Source organism: Algoriphagus oliviformis (genome assembly GCF_017254915.1).
GTDB classification, from domain to species: Bacteria; Bacteroidota; Bacteroidia; order Cytophagales; family Cyclobacteriaceae; genus Algoriphagus; species Algoriphagus oliviformis.
This window is the reverse complement of the sequence record NZ_JAFKCT010000014.1, coordinates 14301-30557: the sequence shown is the minus strand read 5'-3', so window position 1 is coordinate 30557 and position 16257 is coordinate 14301. Positions and strand designations below refer to the sequence as shown.

At 49.5% G+C, this 16257-nt stretch carries 12 protein-coding genes; 6 read left to right on the top strand and 6 right to left on the bottom strand.

Going from position 1 to position 16257, the window contains the following annotated elements:
- Nucleotides 1-22: 22 nt before the first annotated feature.
- The 4 genes from J0A68_RS21165 to J0A68_RS21150 all read left to right on the top strand — a co-directional run bounded on the left by J0A68_RS21165 (nucleotide 23) and on the right by J0A68_RS21150 (nucleotide 6304).
- On the top strand, nucleotides 23-466 hold the full coding sequence (locus tag J0A68_RS21165) for a DoxX family protein (RefSeq protein WP_206580256.1): 444 nt from the start codon (nucleotides 23-25) through the stop codon (nucleotides 464-466).
- 592 nt (nucleotides 467-1058) lie between these two features.
- The gene (locus J0A68_RS21160; RefSeq protein ID WP_206580255.1) at nucleotides 1059-4400 is read left to right on the top strand and encodes a hemopexin repeat-containing protein; all 3342 of its coding nucleotides are present in this window, start codon (nucleotides 1059-1061) and stop codon (nucleotides 4398-4400) included.
- Between the two features lie 159 nt (nucleotides 4401-4559).
- Nucleotides 4560-4880 (top strand): hypothetical protein, encoded by a 321-nt coding sequence (locus J0A68_RS21155; RefSeq protein WP_206580254.1) that lies wholly within the window; start codon nucleotides 4560-4562, stop codon nucleotides 4878-4880.
- A 65-nt stretch (nucleotides 4881-4945) separates the two neighbouring features.
- A complete protein-coding gene (locus tag J0A68_RS21150; protein WP_206580253.1) occupies nucleotides 4946-6304 on the top strand; it encodes an ATP-grasp domain-containing protein in 1359 nt (452 codons plus the stop codon).
- 86 nt (nucleotides 6305-6390) lie between these two features.
- Here the strand turns inward: J0A68_RS21150 and J0A68_RS21145 are convergent, their stop codons facing one another.
- The 4 genes from J0A68_RS21145 to J0A68_RS21130 form a co-directional block, all read right to left on the bottom strand.
- The gene (locus J0A68_RS21145) at nucleotides 6391-7998 is read right to left on the bottom strand and encodes an LVIVD repeat-containing protein (protein ID WP_206580252.1); all 1608 of its coding nucleotides are present in this window, start codon (nucleotides 7996-7998) and stop codon (nucleotides 6391-6393) included.
- Nucleotides 7999-8271: 273 nt separating this feature from the next.
- Nucleotides 8272-10260, bottom strand: a complete 1989-nt coding sequence (locus J0A68_RS21140) for a GumC family protein (protein ID WP_317195142.1) — start codon at nucleotides 10258-10260, stop codon at nucleotides 8272-8274.
- Between the two features lie 460 nt (nucleotides 10261-10720).
- Nucleotides 10721-11533 (bottom strand): polysaccharide biosynthesis/export family protein, encoded by an 813-nt coding sequence (locus J0A68_RS21135; protein ID WP_206580250.1) that lies wholly within the window; start codon nucleotides 11531-11533, stop codon nucleotides 10721-10723.
- 139 nt (nucleotides 11534-11672) lie between these two features.
- The gene (locus J0A68_RS21130; RefSeq protein WP_206580249.1) at nucleotides 11673-12035 is read right to left on the bottom strand and encodes a DUF2116 family Zn-ribbon domain-containing protein; all 363 of its coding nucleotides are present in this window, start codon (nucleotides 12033-12035) and stop codon (nucleotides 11673-11675) included.
- A gap of 405 nt (nucleotides 12036-12440) precedes the next feature.
- Here J0A68_RS21130 and J0A68_RS21125 point away from each other — a divergent pair, with 405 nt between their 5' ends.
- Nucleotides 12441-13025 carry a DUF4136 domain-containing protein gene (locus J0A68_RS21125; protein ID WP_206580248.1) on the top strand — a complete coding sequence of 195 codons (585 nt, stop codon included), beginning with the start codon at nucleotides 12441-12443 and terminating at the stop codon, nucleotides 13023-13025.
- Nucleotides 13026-13241: 216 nt separating this feature from the next.
- Nucleotides 13242-14087, top strand: a complete 846-nt coding sequence (locus J0A68_RS21120) for an OmpA/MotB family protein (RefSeq protein ID WP_206580247.1) — start codon at nucleotides 13242-13244, stop codon at nucleotides 14085-14087.
- Between the two features lie 95 nt (nucleotides 14088-14182).
- Here the strand turns inward: J0A68_RS21120 and J0A68_RS21115 are convergent, their stop codons facing one another.
- On the bottom strand, nucleotides 14183-15529 hold the full coding sequence (locus J0A68_RS21115) for a TolC family protein (protein ID WP_206580246.1): 1347 nt from the start codon (nucleotides 15527-15529) through the stop codon (nucleotides 14183-14185).
- Nucleotides 15516-16190, bottom strand: a complete 675-nt coding sequence (locus tag J0A68_RS21110) for an ABC transporter ATP-binding protein (protein WP_206580245.1) — start codon at nucleotides 16188-16190, stop codon at nucleotides 15516-15518. Before J0A68_RS21110 ends, J0A68_RS21115 begins: the two co-directional genes overlap by 14 nt.
- Nucleotides 16191-16257: the final 67 nt, after the last annotated feature.

Sequence of the window (16257 nt, the reverse complement as noted above, 5' to 3'; positions counted from 1 at the left end):
GATGATCATAACCCCAAAAGCCATGAACACCCTTTCCAAAATCGAACATTGGGCTGACGCCCACCACCCCCAGTGGATAGATTTCGTCCGCATTATCCTCGGGCTTTTCATCCTCTACAAAGGCATCCTCTTCATCTCCGACACCGAGGCATTGCTCTCGATCATGAAGACCGCCGACCTGCAATTTGTAAACCTCGGCCTGGCCCACTATGTCGCTTTCGCCCACCTGGTCGGGGGAATTTTGATCGCCATGGGACTGGTGACGCGGTTCGCGATCGTGTTCCAGATCCCCATCCTGCTGGTTGCGGTATTTTTGGTCAACACCCAGCAGGGCTTCCTCTCGGTGACCAACAACCTGGAGTTTGGCATCTCCCTGATCGTTTTGATCCTTTTGATTGTTTTTTTGGTCTATGGTTCCGGAAAATTCTCCGTAGACAACTGGATGAAAAAGCATCCAACCTGGTAGACAGCGGAAATCCATTCCAGTCGTTTTTTTGCCAAGCCCACCTGCACGGTTTCCCTTTTGGAAGTCGTGCAGGTTTCTTTTTACGGTATCCATCTATTCCTCCAGCATCGCTAAAGACTACTTCCAGCTCCTGTGGGGATTTCAACGACGAACATATTTTTTCATGATTATCCGCAATCTTGCCAGAAAACGAATTTGCTTCTTCACTCGGGCCTGTCTGCTCAGACAAGTCGGAAGACCGAAGTAGGGCAAAGCCTAAAGTTTAGCCTTCTTTTGCATCGTCACGGCTACTACTGGCAAAAAGCAGATAATCATTATTAAATAAAATCTGTACTCATCCTATAGGCAAGAATCTATATCGTCCTAGATCTTTAAACAGTAAATAACATAGTAGACCTAAACAAACCAAGGTATAAAAATGGAAATTGATATTCATATAGTTAAATATCAATTACTTGTGTAATGATCATATTCTTTTTATATTATTACTAGATCGTATCAGATCTTTCTACAAGCGTATTTTTTACCACGCTAGTTGCAGCGAATTCGTCCGCTACATTTTTAATCTTTTCACTTTTAAACCATCCATGTCATGGCATTAAAACGAGTATCCCCAAATCAAACCGATCTACAGGAACTGGTAGTCATCTTCAAAGACGACGCCGAAGTAGATGTGAGCAGAAATACCTTTCGTACCTCAAAAGGGACATCGGTAGGTACGCTCAACACCTCGATCAAAAGGCTGAAAAGCCGAGTCCAACCCATCTTCAATCCCAAAATCGCCTTGGCGCAAATGCCCACGGACTTCAAGTCCTTTGCAAAGTCCAACCGACTGAATCCCAAATCCCTCTTCACCCTCCAGAGCGAGTCCAACTTGGAAGGACTCCTGGAGGAGTTTCTAAAAGACTCCCGGGTGGATGGCGCCTACATCAAGCCGCCTGCCGAAGATCCCAACAGCCTTTGGAAAAGTCCTGATTTCACCGGAAACCAAGGCTATCTGGATGCGGCGCCCGGCGGTGTGGACGCCAAGTTTTCCTGGAAACTCGTGGGCGGCCGAGGCAGCGGCGTAGGCGTAGTCGATGTGGAGCAAGGCTTCAATCTGACCCATGAGGACCTGCGCGCCAAAATCTCCAGTATCCTGGGCGGCAACAATGTGGCTTCCTCCCGAAACCACGGCACGGCCGTATTGGGAGTGATCGCCGGTGCGGAAAGCTCCATCGGCGTGACGGGTATCAGCTCTGACGTCCAGCTGCGGGCCATCTCCCACAACGGACAGGGTACTGCCCAAGCCATCATCAACGCCGCCAATGCCAGCAAGGCGGGGGACATCATTCTTCTGGAAGTACACCGTGCGGGGCCCGCATTCGGCTTTCAGGGTCGGGATGACCAGCGTGGCTACATTGCCATCGAGTGGTGGCCGGATGACTTTGCCGCCATCACCTATGCCACATCCAAAGGCATCATCGTCGTGGAAGCGGCAGGCAACGGCATGGAAAACTTTGACTTGGCGATCTATGACAAAAAACCTTCCGGCTGGCCAAACAGTTGGAAAAACCCATTCAACTCCTCCAATCCCCAATCCGGAGCCATCATAGTCGGTGCTGGCGCTTCTCCCAGCTCTGTGATGGACAGAAGCATCTTGAGCTTCTCCAATTGGGGAAAACGCGTAGACGTCCAAGGCTGGGGGCATAATGTCGCCACCACGGGATATGGCAATCTGCAAGGCGACAAGTTCGTCTGCCTCAACCCGGCAAACAACTGGACCGTGGAATCTGGCTATCCCAAGTCACCCATCGGCTCTGGCCCAGGCTTTCTCTCCGCGATGGGCAATGGAATCAGCGCCTCTTTTTGGTGCGATCACAATCAGAAGGTCTATTTCTTCAAGAAAGACGAATATTACCGCGCAGACCCCAACAACGGCTGGACGGTGGAAGCAGGCTACCCCAAACCCATCGCAGGCAACTGGCCGGGGATGCCCGCAGACTTTGCCAACGGCATCGACGCAGCGCTTTGGAGCGAGTCCAACAAGCGGATCTATTTCTTCAAGGGAAACCAATACGTCCGCATCACTCCCGCTTCCTCTTGGAACGTGGAGCCGGGCTACCCCAAGCCCATTGCGGGCAACTGGCCAGGCTTTCCCTCTTCCTTTGCGAGCGGAGTCGATGCGGCCATCTACAGCTACGTCAACAATCGGATCTATTTTTTCAAGGGAAACAAATACCTGCGGATCACCCCTGCCTCCTCCTGGAATGTGGAGCCTGGCTATCCCAAAACCATCAGCTCCAGCTGGAGAAACATGCCGGCGGAGTTTCGACGTGGGGTTGACGCGGCCTTTTGGGACAAGACGACCAGCAAGGTCTTTTTCCTCAAAACAGAAGACCTCTGGTACACTTCGGGCTTCAGCGGTACTTCCAGCGCCTCACCCGTGGTCACCGGCTCGGTGGCCTGTATCCAGGGAAGGCTGAAAGCCCGCGGAAAATCCCTCCTCAACTCCAACGGCATGAGAAACCTCCTGCGCAGCACCGGATCGCCCCAGCAGCGTCTGAGTGGAGCCAACGAGACCGATGCCGACTCCAACTGGCGAGGAATCAATGCGAGCTTCGGAAGCGGGTTTGACGCATCGCTTTGGAACGGCAAATCCAACAACATCTACTTCTTCAAGGGCAGCCAATACGTCAAAGTCAATCCTGCCAACAACTGGAACATCGAGCCGGGCTACCCCAAGCCCATCGACGGCAATTGGCCAGACATGCCCTCCAGCTTCCTATCCGGCATCAACGCAGCGCTATGGAGCGAGACCAACCAAAAAGTGTACATGTTCAAAGGCTCCGAGTTCATCCGCATCGACCCTTTCAATGGCTGGAAGGTAGAGCCCGGATATCCCAAGTCCATCTCGGGTAGCTGGCCGGGCTTCCCCTCCTCTTTCGCATCCGGGGTGGACGCGGCACTTTACAGCAAAACGAACAACAAAATCTATTTCTTCAAGGGCGGTGAGTACATCCGCATCAACCCCTCCGTCAGCTGGAATGTGGAGTCGGGCTATCCGAAACCCATCGTCGGCAACTGGCCAGGAATGCCAGCCGATTTTGCCTCGGGCTTGGATGCCGCCACTTGGAGCGGGACCAACAACAAGATCTACTTCTTCAAGGGGGAAAAATACCTGCGGATCTCCCCGCTTACGAGTTGGGATGTGGAAAACGGCTATCCGCAGATCATCGCCAGGCAGCGCATCGGCAACCGACCCAACTTGAAGCAGGTCTTCCAAAACCTGAACCTCGACTCCAACTGGCCCGGATTTCCGGCCAGCTTTGGGCAAGACCTCGACGCCGCGATATGGAGCGAACCGAACAACAAGGTTTACATCTTCAAAGGCAGCCAGTATATCAAGGTAGATCCCTTCAACAATTGGGAAATGGAATCCGGCTATCCCAAATCCATCTCCTCCGGCTGGCCGGGCTTCCCCAGCTCTTTTGCCTCCGGTGTCGATGCGGCCATCTGGACCAAGACCAACAACAGGATCTATTTCTTCAAAGGCAACCAATACATCAAGGTAAACCCAAGCAGCGGGTGGGCCGTAGAGCCCGGCTATCCAAAGCCCATCGCGGGCAATTGGCCGGGACTCCCGACTACCTTTTCCTCGGGTATCGACGCCGCGCTCTGGTCGGGCACCAACAATAAGATCTACTTCTTCAAGGGCAACAAATATGTGAGAATCGATCCCCTCAACGGCTGGAAAATGGATGCCGGCTATCCCAAGAACATTACCTCAGCTTGGAAAGGCATGCCTTCCACTTTCAACAGCGGCATCAACGCCGCCCTTTGGAACGGCAAGTCATCGAACATCTATTTCTTCAAGGGATCCCAATATTTGAAGATCCTCCCGAGCAACAATTGGACAATGGAAAAAGGCTACCCAAGAGGTATTATCGCCTAGCCTTCCATTGCCGACGGAAAGGCCTGGGATTGCGGTTCCGGGTCTTTCTTTTCTAATTTCACCAAGCCAATGTCCCGTCAAGTCCGCCTAGTGCTCATTGCTTTCACAGTGCTACTTTGCCTCTGGACGGGGAAGTTTTTAGCCCAAAACAACGCTACCATGCCACTTCAAGAATCCAAAGATCAGGGCAATGAAATCATCCTCGTACTCAAGCCCCATTCTGGAGTGAGTGTGAAAGAGGGCGCGTTTCATTCCGCGGACAAGGCGCAGACCGAGCTGGTGAATCGTCAGCTGAAGGATAGCGAAGCCACAGTCCGCAAGATCAGCATACCCGCACAAGAGCAGTCTTCGGCTGCCACCGAGTATTACCAAATCCTGCTGTCAGGAGACCCTGCGAAGCTCTTGGAAAATCTGAAAAAACAGGAGTGGATTGAGAGCGTCTACCTCAAGCCAAAATCTGAGGATCCTGGAGGCTTTTGAAGCTGAACGACAAACTACCGAAAGTGACTTTTTTGCCTTCTCCAAACCCCTAGACGCAACTGTCCATGCTAGCCGTCATCGCCACTTCATACAGCCTCACGCATCTGGGCGTTTTGATCCGGGGAGAAATGCCCGGAAAAGTGGTCGCCATGCCCACGTCGGAGGTATATTCCGATCCTGATCTTGCCTGGCAGCTGCTCCGCCTGCCCAAGCACCATCTGGACAGCGGAATCCAAGCCCAGCTCTACACAGGGCCTGAGGACACACTTCTCTTATTTCGTCCTCACGTCACCAGCGGTTTTTTGCATAGCCTTTCTGAAAGCCTGCGGGCCAATGCATCCATTTGGAAGCGTCTGACGGGGCTCCAGATCCTTCCCAAACAAGTCATGGTCGCCTGCGATTCCTTTGACGAAGACTGTCAATCCAATATTGAGAACATCAGACTGATCAAAGGCACACTGCTCGAAGCCAGCGTGTCGACAGCGGCCGAAAGCGGTCAATCCTTGCTGGGATTCGTCTATTCTTCGGGCTTCCACAGGCAATTGGGTGGTACAATCCCCCTTTCGCCGGATTTGGATCTGATAGCCAAGCAAACCGATTTGTTGATGGACAAAAATCTGGCAATGGCCCTTTTGGCCCAAGCTGGCTTCCCAGTTGCCAAAACCCATCCCTTCGCCCGCGACACCTTCTCCCCTTCGCAACTGGACTCTCTCGACGATGGAAAGTATGTCTTCAAGCCGGCGGGCGGAGCGGCCGGACTGGGGCTTTTTCCAAAAGGCACAAAAGGAGCAGTACTAGCAACAATCAAAGGGCACTTGCAGAAACTCGAGCTGGACGGCACCTTACCCCAAAAATTCCAGCTTCAAGAGCACCTGTCCGGCCCGGTGTGGGGAGCGATGGGATTGATCCTACCCGAGAAAAAATGGAAAGTGCTGCAGGTCCACAGGCAAGAGATAGACGCACAGGGCCGCTTTACAGGAGGGAGATGGTGCGAACCCTACCAAGCCCAGCGAATGGAGTTTGCCGAAAAGCTGTTTGCCAAGCTCGCCAGCCTGGATAAACTAGGCTACCTTGGCCTGATCGAGCTGGATCTGATCGGTGAGAAAATCATCGAGGTGAACCCCAGGATAACCGCCTCTTCGCCCATTTGCCATCTTCTTTCGCTGGAAAAGAAACTCCAAAGCCATATCGGCAACAGCTTCCGTATCCGCCAGCTGGACATCAATACGCAGGTTCAGTTTCCCCGGCAAGCCGACAAGCTGAAGCTGGCAGAGCAGTTGATACAGGAAACACACAACCAATCGGGAACGCTGATCCTGCCCCAAGGCATCAACCCGATTGGATTGTCCAGGGTGGTGATCGTAAACGACAGGGAAGACAGTCGATATCAGCAGCAGTTCCTTGCCGAACTCAGGCGGCTATAATCTCTTCGAAGCAAAAAAAAGGGGCGAAACAACGCCCCTTTTTGAATGAAATAAGAATTTAGCTTAACGCAGCCCAAAAGCCATCTTTATTTTAGCTTCCCTTCTGTATCCGTGTAATTGCCCACGATTTTCGCACCGCTATTGATAGTCACATCGCCATAGACGGTGATCGTGTTGCCTTCTCCCACAAATTCCAAGGTAGCGCCGCTATTTAATCTTAGGTCGCCATAGATTACGGTGCTCCCGGAGAGCTTCAGATAGGAATCACTGTTGACATTGATCGTCGTATTCTTTTTGTACTGGCCAAAGGCAAAGCTTCCGACCACCTGCATGATACCATTGCTGTTGACATTGAGGCTGCTCTCGATTGCCAATGAACCGCAATACAGCAACTCTCCGCCGACGTTTACATTTTTCAAGGAAGCAGAGCCGGAGTAAGCCATTTTCTCATTTGAGTTGACGTTGAGGTTGCTGTTGCCAGTATAGGCAGGCAGATCTTTGCAAAGCTCTTCCGTTGGGTCTGTCACTGGCTTGTTGATTTTCAGAATTTGCAACCCCCCGGCTCCGGTCGCCACGAAAATGAAGTTTTCTTCATTTCTGACAAAGTTTGAGGAGCCGTCCAGATCCAGAATTCCCAGGCTCTTGATATCCGAGGTATTCTGCACGTCGGAGACTGAGATTCCGGCGGCGCCGTTGGCCATAAACAGCAGGGAATTGTCCACCGAAACGGCGTTGGTGACGATATCCCCTGGGTCAGTACCTTCAGGATTGATCGGGATAGGGAGCTTGCTGACCAATTGGCCACTGGATAGGCTGTAGATTCCCGCACCGTCACTTCCTTCGGAAACAAAAAGGTTGTTATCCGCGATAGCGATGGTTCTCTTGGCTTCAGGAGTAGCGCTGCCTAGGGAAATCTTCAGCAGCTGGGCCAGGTTGGAGGGATTGTAGACGATTGCGCCTTCGGTGCCGCTTAGAACTGCCAGCCTATCATTGCCGTAGGCGACGCTTCGCAGATCCTCCACTTCAACTTCTTGGGCTACGTTTCCGGCAAGATCCACCAAACCCAAAACGCCTGGATTCCCAGTGGTGACGGCAGTGGAATTGCCAACCTCCGTGACGTCATTTGCTACGAAACCCGGAAGGGAAGTAAAAGAAAAACCAGAGGTGAATTTCCCGGCAGCGACCGCCACCCGCACTAGGTTGGCAGGAGAATCCACGCCAAAATCTCCGTCCACATCCACCGCCATAGCCAATTGAAGGGTACCATTTGCGTATTCGAGGGAGCTCACCTCCGCATCTGTAAACAAGGCCTGGGAAACGATTTTGGGTTTGTAGACATCTGAGATGTCAAAGATCTCCACTGCTCCCAGATAGGTTTCGCCTTCCATATTGTAGCCCACGTAGGCATAGTCACCATTGATATCCACGTGTGTAGCTCTGAGCTTCACTCCCTGGTACTCGGGAGCCTCGACTTGGGATATCAATACAATGGGAAGTTCCGAGGAGGTTTCCAGGATTCTCCCCGCGGCATCGGGATTAATCAGGGATACCACCCCGCTGCCGTCCAGCTTGATCCGCTCGCTCAGCGTCTCGCTGTCTGTACTGATCACAATTGTCTGCGGGTCGGTGTCCGAGTCCTGGCAGGAAGCCAAGATCATGGAAGACAAAACCAACCCAAAACCGAATTTTCTCATGTTTTGTTGTTTAGGATAGCTTTTTTGAATTTCAAATGCAGAAAATAGAATTTAATTCCAATTTAGACCTGAAATCAAAATTTAATTCCGTAAAGTTAACCAGCACAACGAATTACCCAAACAAACATCTGAACTACAGCGCCTAAAAAAGCACACAACCTCATAGTCAAGGCATTTATTTGCAGTTGAAATGGGAGTTTAGAGGAGAGACAGCTTGGAAAAAGAACAAGCCGTTTATGACAAAAAAAAGCCCGGCTAAAACCGGGCTTGTTATCAACTTTGCCTTCTCAAAGCTCTTTTCCACCACGGAAGCTGAACTTCCTCGTGATAGCCGTAAGAGTTGTTGCCATAGCCGTAGCCATACCCATAGCCATAACCGTAGCCGTAGCCTTTGTCAATGTGGAGATCGTTGAATACGCCGTAGATCTTGGTCACGCCGCCTTTTTCCACGAGGTTATTAAGAATTTGGCTATTGCCTTTCATGGAGTATCCTTGGCGGAAAACGTAGAAATTGACGTCGGCAAATCCAAAGAGCTCCTTGGTCTCTGAAACCAAGCCTACCGGCGGACAGTCGAATACTACCACATCGTAAGCTTCTTTGATCTCATTGACGATGACTTTGAATTTGTCTTGCAAAAGCAACTCGGCCGGGTTGGGAGGAATAGGACCGGAAAGGATCACATCCAGGTTTTCGTAACCGGATGCCTTTACGACATCTTTCCAGGATATATCGCTGCTCAAGCAAGTACTCATCCCCTTGTCATTGCTCAGATTGAAATCCTGAGCGATTCTAGGCTTTCTCAAATCCAAGCCGATAAGCACGGTTTTCTTGCCCATCAAGGCAAATACCGAAGCCATATTCATGGAGACGAAGGTCTTGCCCTCCCCGGAAATAGTCGAAGTGAAGAGCAGTGAGAGATTTCTCTTTTGCGGGCTCAAATAGGCCAAATCTGCCCGTAGAGAACGGAACGACTCCGTCACGGAAGATCTTGGATTATTGAAGACCGGCAGCGCTTCGTCGGATGTACTTCTTCCAATCATACCGATCAGAGGCACTTTGATCTGCTTTTCCAACTCCTTTGGATCTTCTATTTTCGTGTTCAGGAAGTCCTTGACGGTGATAAACCCGATAGGCAAGATCAAACCTAGGATCATACCGATCAACAAATTGAGGGAACGCTTTGGTGCCACGGGCAATTGACCGGACTTTGCAAAATCCAAAACGCTGTTGGTAGGCATATTGGCAGCTTTGGTGATTTCTGCCTCTGCTTTCTTCTGAAGCAGGTATACGTAGATATTCTCGTTGATGGTAAACTGCCGCTGAATCCCGAGCAAGTTCCGTTCGGTCTGCGGAAGTGAGTTGACATCCCGCTCAATCATCTTGATCCGATTGTTTAGATCTGCCAAGACGTTTTGGGTATTTTGGGAAGCCAAATTTACGTTTTCCTGTAGCGCTCTCTTGGCATTTTGAACTCGGCTCGCATTTTCTCTGACTACCGGCGTTTGATCGGTAAAATTCGCTTTCAATCTCACTTGCTCGGCCTGAAGTTCGCTCAGAGACTGAACCAGTGAGTTCAGCAAGGGATCCGTAATCCCAATCACAGAAGGGGCTACCAAATCAGTTGATTGGTTGTTTGACAAATAAGTCTGAAGAGTCTTATAGTACTTTAAGGTAACTTCAGTTTGGGCTCTTTCTTTTTCAAGCTCTTGGAGTCGCTCGAAAATCACGGCGCCTTCTTGGGAAAGGTTGAATACCCGGTTTTCTGTTCTGTACTGCTGAAGTCTATTTTCCGAATATCTCAGAGAGTCCGTAATACCGCTCAGCTGCTGATCAATAAACAACACGGTGTTTTCAGAGGCCTTGTTTTTTTCCTCCAATTCCCGCTGGAGATACATCTCCATCAGCTTGTTGATGTAATCCTGACCAAGTCTTCTTACAGGCGTCTCGAGACTAAGAGTTAAAATAGAAGCCTGTTTGTTGATCGGGGCAACGTTAAGCTCCTCCCGTAGTTGCAATGCCAAAGACGGTGTATCAAGCACTCTAAAAAGTATCTCATCTCCCGGCAGGGCATTGATCAAATCGATTTTGAAAGAGTAAAACTCTCCTGAAATAACTTCTCCAAAGGAATAGACCTCCTTGAGCGAAAGATCCTCCTCGAACAGTGATTTAAAAAATTTATCCGAGGGGGAATAGACCGAAAATTCGTCATTTGATATGGTCAAATGGAAAGTCTTCTCATCAATTACCGCGATCTTGAACATCCCCCCTACGAGCTGAGGTTGAGTCCAATCGACGGTGACCATCAACGGAACACTTCCGTAAAGCTGGGAAGTTTTGAAAAATTCCTCTTGGAAATACTGAACATTTAGACCCAGATCTTCAATTGCCTCTTCGGCAAGCGAAAAGGACTTTAGAATCCCGATTTCATTTTCAATATTATTTTTGCCTTGCAGCATACCAAGACCACTACTCTCGAATAGGTCCATCCCCAGGCTTGGCTTATCATCCGCCACCAAGATACTGGACTCTACCTTGTAAATGGGGGTAGTATATCTGTTAAACAGAAAAGCCGCCACCAATCCCGAAAACATGAAGATCAGCAATAGGGGCCAATATTGTAGATAGTTAAAGATTAAAACCTTTAGGTCTATCTCATCCTCGTGATTGGCCAGAAATGGGGAGTTAGCGCCGGAGTTTGGCTGGGGAGAATTTGGATACATCCTAGTTTGTGGCAACATTGATAATCAAAACTGCTGCTGTAATAGCAGAAATAAGAAGGGTAAGAGACTGGGCGGCATTTTCTCCCGCACCAACTTCACGAACTTTCATCGGCTCGGCGTAAAGCTGGTCATTTGGCTGTATAAAATAAAATGGGGACTCCACCAAGTGTCTGTCGTTGAGGTTGATTCGATGGAGCTTGGTTCCTTCAGGATACTGCCGGATTAGTAGAACTTCATTTCTCTTCGCAATGGTGGTCAGATCTCCTGCATTGGCAATTGCCTCAAAAATCGTCATCCTATCCTGTAGCACTACGAATTTACCTGGCCGTCTAAACTCACCTAAAGCAGAATAACGGACTCCTCCCAACTTCACTTTTACGTAGAGTTCAGAGGTTACATATTGTCTTAGCTGGGATTCAATTTGGATCCTTGCTTCTTCGAGAGTCTTGTTCTGAACTTGGACCTCTCCGACTATCGGCAACCTTACATTGCCATTTTTATCTACCGTGTATCCTGTCATGTAATACACATCACCTCCATTTTGTCCCGAAACCTGCATCTGTTGGCTGTTCAGCATCACTGGAGTGTTGTTAAATCCGCTCTTGATCAATTCCTCCACGGTTTGCACATTGACGTCGATGATGTCGTTGTACTGAAGCTTGTATTCGGGAATATCATAGGTGATCAATTCGCCGTCGGGGATGGGCTCATTCCCTTCAAGGTTTTGCAAATAGATGATTTTCTCATTGGAGACACATGCCGCAGCGGACACAACAAGCAGGGCTAGCCCCAGTACTCTTAAGAGTTTAAACATAAATCGTCATTAAATTCCATCATGCCTGATGGATGGCAAACTTAGAAAATTTCTTTTAAAACTTTGATTTTTTATCATCTAGGCAATCAAACCGTACATTTTTCAACATTTCCTAAAATGAGCCATCAAAAAATTGGGACTAAAAATCCTTTTCCCTAACAACCAAAAACCATTCCCCTTCCAATTCCAAATATCCAAAGTCGTAGCAATATCGGTAACAATTCCCTTTTTTATTTTGATAGATGTGGGTGAAATACCTGAAATTAAAGCCAGCCTGCACCAGTCTTTCACGGGTAGTCTTAGCCAGCTCTGCGTTTTCGGGTATAATAGCCTCCAGGATATTCCTGTTTCTTTTCAGCGTATTGTTGATGTTTCTAGCCAGATTGACGCTGCTCGCATTTTGTCGATTGTTGAACGTATTCCTACAGCTGTCATCGCAAAACTTCTTGTCCAAGCGTCCCTGAATCGGCTTACCACAATTGAGGCATACTCTCTTATCCATATCAACGGCCAGAATTTTCACCAATTTATAAACTTAGTTCCTTCTTGGCAACGCCGATATTTAAATTGCTTTTGGGCGTAAGAGGCGCACTTTAACTCTTTGGGACAGAAGAATCTCTTAAGCCTTCAAATCAAAACTGGAACGCCGCGCTTTTGTTTATCCTGAAGAACTCCTGTTGTCAAAGTGGAAAAAACTGGACGGAATTCGAAAGGGATATAAGAAAATGGCCTGGCTGGAAAATTTGCCAATCAATTTCCAGCAACGACATACATTTTTAAGCAGATATTGATAAATTAGGTTGTCTATTACCCTCAATCTGAAGGGCTTGACCAAACAAAATTCCGAATCTCTGGTTGAGTTCTTTGTTGCTTCTTGAAAATTTCGGTCAACCTAAACATCAACGCTATGAAAGGATCTTCAGTATTGCTGATTTTGCTTGTGGCGCTTACCGCTTCTTGCTTCTCGTCCAAAGACTACGTCACCGATTACGATTACAATTACACCGGCTCGTTTAAAAGGTATAAAACCTTCGCCTTTGTGGAGAGCGCAGGCCCCGACTCCTCGACGCTTGCCAGTGTGCTCAACGCCACCATCGGAGCCCGATTGGGTTCGCAGGGCTTTCGCGAGCAAGTCTCCAAACCCGATATGCTGGTCAGCTACAAGATCTTCTCAGATTCCATTCGATATCGCGGATACGTGCAGCCGGAATTTGACTACTGGCTGAATCGCACCGGCCAAACCTACCGCAACGAAGAAGGTGAAATCGAGCGGGAACAGGAAAAAGACGAAACCTACAACCAGGTGCGCTACTCCCAAAACAACGGCATGCTCGTCATCTACGTGATCGACTCCAAAAAGGGCAACACCATCTGGCAAGGCTACACGGCGGCCAGCTTTGACCTGCAATCTCCCAATTTCCATTCGGACATCACCCGGGCAGCTTACCGCGTCATGAACGAGTTCAAAATAGTCAACCGGCTAATGGAATAGCCCTTCGAAATCCTCAGATCGGGGAGCCTTTCCCCACATTGGACTACTTCTATCCCCGACTACCCGGGGATATTTTTTTTGCCCAAACGATGGCCAAAAAGCCCTTAAACCCCATTTCAGCAAAGGTTTAGTCCCTTGTACGCTGATTTTCCGGGGTATTCTGATTGGGTCTGGCGGCCATTTTGGATAAGATGGGGAAATCAAGAAAACAAAACCATGAAAAACTCTCTTATTCTCGCAGGCGTCTTCGGACTTACCCTTACTGTTTCCTGTGTATCCAAAAAGAAATACACCGAACTGGAAAGCAATCTTTTCAAAACCCAAAACGAGTTGGCTATGACCAATCAGGAGAAAGCCGAGCTCGAGGAAAAAATGACCGCGATCGAAGCCCGTGTAGCAGAATACAACTCCCGCATCAACTCACTGCGCGACATGAATGACCAGCTGACCGAGACCAACAACGGTATGCTGAGCATAGAAGGCGCTGCCGTGATGTCGAAAAACTCCAAGACCAAGATGCGCGAGACGCTTGCCCATGTAGATCCTGCAAAGCTTGCCGAAGCCCAAACGCTTGAAGACTCGGTCAACCTCGCCGTAGAATACAACCTGAAAAAGAACATCACCGAACAGACGGAAGGTGGAGAAGAGGACGTTACCATCGACATCGACAAAACCGTCGTGATGATTTCGGTATCCGACAGGCTGCTTTTCAACACGGGTAGCTATAGAATCAATTCCAAGGCGGATCCGCTGCTGAAGAAACTGGCAGAGGTGATCAACTCTGAACCGAGCCTGCAGGTGATGATCGAAGGCCATACCGACCCACGCACCATCTCCAACGGAGTGCTGGAAGACAACTGGGATCTTTCTGTAAAAAGAGCCACTTCCATCGTCAGAAAGTTGCAACTCCAGTATCAGGTAGCTCCTGAAAAAATGATCGCTGCGGGTCGCGCTTCCTACATGCCTTTGGTCGAAAATGATTCCAAAGAAAACATGGCCCTGAACAGAAGAACCCGAATCGTACTGATTCCCGATCTGGACATGTTCTTTGCGATGCTCTAAAAAAGAAACCAACTACCACAATCAACCAAGTAAAAAGGCAGCCGTTCGAGGCTGCCTTTTCCTGTTTTGACATCTGCATGTAGTCAGAGTTTTCCCTACTCGATCTCCAGCGTCCCCAAGGCGAACTTCATCAGCACATCCTGAAAGAACAGCGTATAAACCGCTTGCGCTTGGTCTGCCTGGGATCTCACCAGCTGCTGGTTGGCGGTGGCCATGTCAACGAAGGTCGAAAGCCCGAGGCGAAAACGCTCCTGCACGGCACCGTAAGCCTCTTCGGCTGCCTGCACCTGCACTTTGGTGTTAAATTCCTTTCTCAGCGCGGCATGGTAGTTTTGGTGGGCAAGCTTCACATCTTGATATACTTTTCTGTCTATGGCCTTTTCCTGCAAAATCTGGTTTTCATAGGCCATCTTCGCTCGCGTCACATCCAGACGGGTTTGAAAGTTGGTAAAGATCGGAATCGCCAGGTTGAGCCCTAAGGTGTTTTGGGGATAGATCTTTAGAAACTGCTCCTGCAGCGATCGGTTGTCCAAAGAAGTAAAGAAGGTGTTGTAATTGTAGAAAGCGTTGATCCTGGGAAAATACATGGCTTTCACTGCCTGCATGTCTTTTTTGTAGGAATCCTTGAGTAAACTTTGTTGAGCTTTGTCCGCCCGGTTGGCGGCGGCGATTTCGTAAAGCTCCCCTACCCCGTGCTCCTGAAACTCCCGCATGCCGGATTCCGGATCCACTTCCTGCAGGTCGGGCACCACGCCTGGATCCAGTTGCAGGTACTCGGTCAGCGTCCAAAGGTCATTTTCCAAAGCGATCTCCGCATCGACCTTCACGGACTCCACCCTCGCCACTTCAGATTGCTGATTATAAAGATCTGACACCGTCCGAAGACCGGCATCCACAAAACCCTCGATCTGTCGCAGTATCTCCTTTTGGTTATCCAGGTTTTGCTGCGCAATTCTCAGCAGCTCCTTATCCAGCAAAACCTGCAAATAGCGCTGCGCCACGTCAAAGGTAATCTGCTGGGTAGCCCGCTCTATTCCTTTTCCACCAGCCATATAAGCTAGTTTGGCGGATTGGGTATCCAAGATGCGCCTGCCAGAGTTGAATACCGGCATGCTAACGTTCAGGTTGCCGCTCACGATCTCGTTGGTCACGTTGGTCACCACGATCTCTCCCTCCACCTGCTGAAACTGCTGCCCGGACTGTCGGCTAAAACCCGAGCTGATCCCCACACTAGGCAAATGGGAAAGCATAGCCACTTGCTTTTCCTTTTTCATCACCTCCATGGCGTTTTGTTGGATCTGAAACTCGAGGTTTTTCTCCATCGCGATATCCACTGCCTCGCGGAAGCTCAGCTTGAGCGTATCCTGGGCCCACACTTCCGACAGGGCTGCCGTACCTAGCGCTGCCGTCAGCAGCAGGCTTTTTAGATTATATCGTTTCATCGGTCTCTATTCTTCCGTCTACCAAATTGATCAATCGGGTGCCGTAGTCGGCATTTTCGCGGGCATGGGTGGCCTGGATGATGGTCGTCCCCTCCGCATGCAGTTCTTTGAATATCTCCATGATTTCCTTCGCCTGAGCGGAGTGAAGGTTTCCCGTCGGCTCATCCGCCAGCAACACCCTCGGTTTGCCCGCAATAGCCCTCGCTATCCCAACGAGCTGCTGCTGACCTCCGGAAAGCTGTGCCGGGAAAAGATCCTTTTTCGCCACCATATTGAATCGGTCCAGCAGATCGGCAATGATGCTTTTGCGCTCGCCAGAGGAGACATTTCGATAGAGCAGCGGCGTCTCGATGTTTTCGTACACCGTCAGCTCATCGATCAGGTGATAGGCCTGGAAAATGTATCCAAACTCGCTTTTATGGAGGTTTGCGCGCTCCTTGTCTCGCATGTGGCGGATGTTTCTTTCTCCGAAAAAGTACTCGCCGGCATAGTCTTCGTCCAGCAGCCCCAGGATGTTGAGCAACGTGGATTTCCCGGCTCCAGAAGGGCCCATCAGCGTGATAAACTCTCCCTCGTTAATGGTCAGGTTGATGCCTTTGAGTATGAATACACGCTGAAAACGCGACTCGATGTACTTATCGATTTCTTTGAGTTGGATCATTTAAAATTGAAATATTGGAAAATTGAAAGATCTAAATTTCAGGTCATAATAGTGGAAGTCAGGAGGC

Coding starts and splice junctions, on each gene's coding strand:
- J0A68_RS21155 (WP_206580254.1), top strand. CDS start 4,560: ATGCCACTTCAAGAATCCAAAGATCAGGGCAATGAAATCATCCTCGTA.
- J0A68_RS21115 (WP_206580246.1), bottom strand. CDS start 15,529: ATGAAACGATATAATCTAAAAAGCCTGCTGCTGACGGCAGCGCTAGGT.
- J0A68_RS21165 (WP_206580256.1), top strand. CDS start 23: ATGAACACCCTTTCCAAAATCGAACATTGGGCTGACGCCCACCACCCC.
- J0A68_RS21145 (WP_206580252.1), bottom strand. CDS start 7,998: ATGAGAAAATTCGGTTTTGGGTTGGTTTTGTCTTCCATGATCTTGGCT.
- J0A68_RS21160 (WP_206580255.1), top strand. CDS start 1,059: ATGGCATTAAAACGAGTATCCCCAAATCAAACCGATCTACAGGAACTG.
- J0A68_RS21140 (WP_317195142.1), bottom strand. CDS start 10,260: ATGTTCAAGATCGCGGTAATTGATGAGAAGACTTTCCATTTGACCATA.
- J0A68_RS21130 (WP_206580249.1), bottom strand. CDS start 12,035: ATGGATAAGAGAGTATGCCTCAATTGTGGTAAGCCGATTCAGGGACGC.
- J0A68_RS21125 (WP_206580248.1), top strand. CDS start 12,441: ATGAAAGGATCTTCAGTATTGCTGATTTTGCTTGTGGCGCTTACCGCT.
- J0A68_RS21135 (WP_206580250.1), bottom strand. CDS start 11,533: ATGTTTAAACTCTTAAGAGTACTGGGGCTAGCCCTGCTTGTTGTGTCC.
- J0A68_RS21150 (WP_206580253.1), top strand. CDS start 4,946: ATGCTAGCCGTCATCGCCACTTCATACAGCCTCACGCATCTGGGCGTT.
- J0A68_RS21120 (WP_206580247.1), top strand. CDS start 13,242: ATGAAAAACTCTCTTATTCTCGCAGGCGTCTTCGGACTTACCCTTACT.
- J0A68_RS21110 (WP_206580245.1), bottom strand. CDS start 16,190: ATGATCCAACTCAAAGAAATCGATAAGTACATCGAGTCGCGTTTTCAG.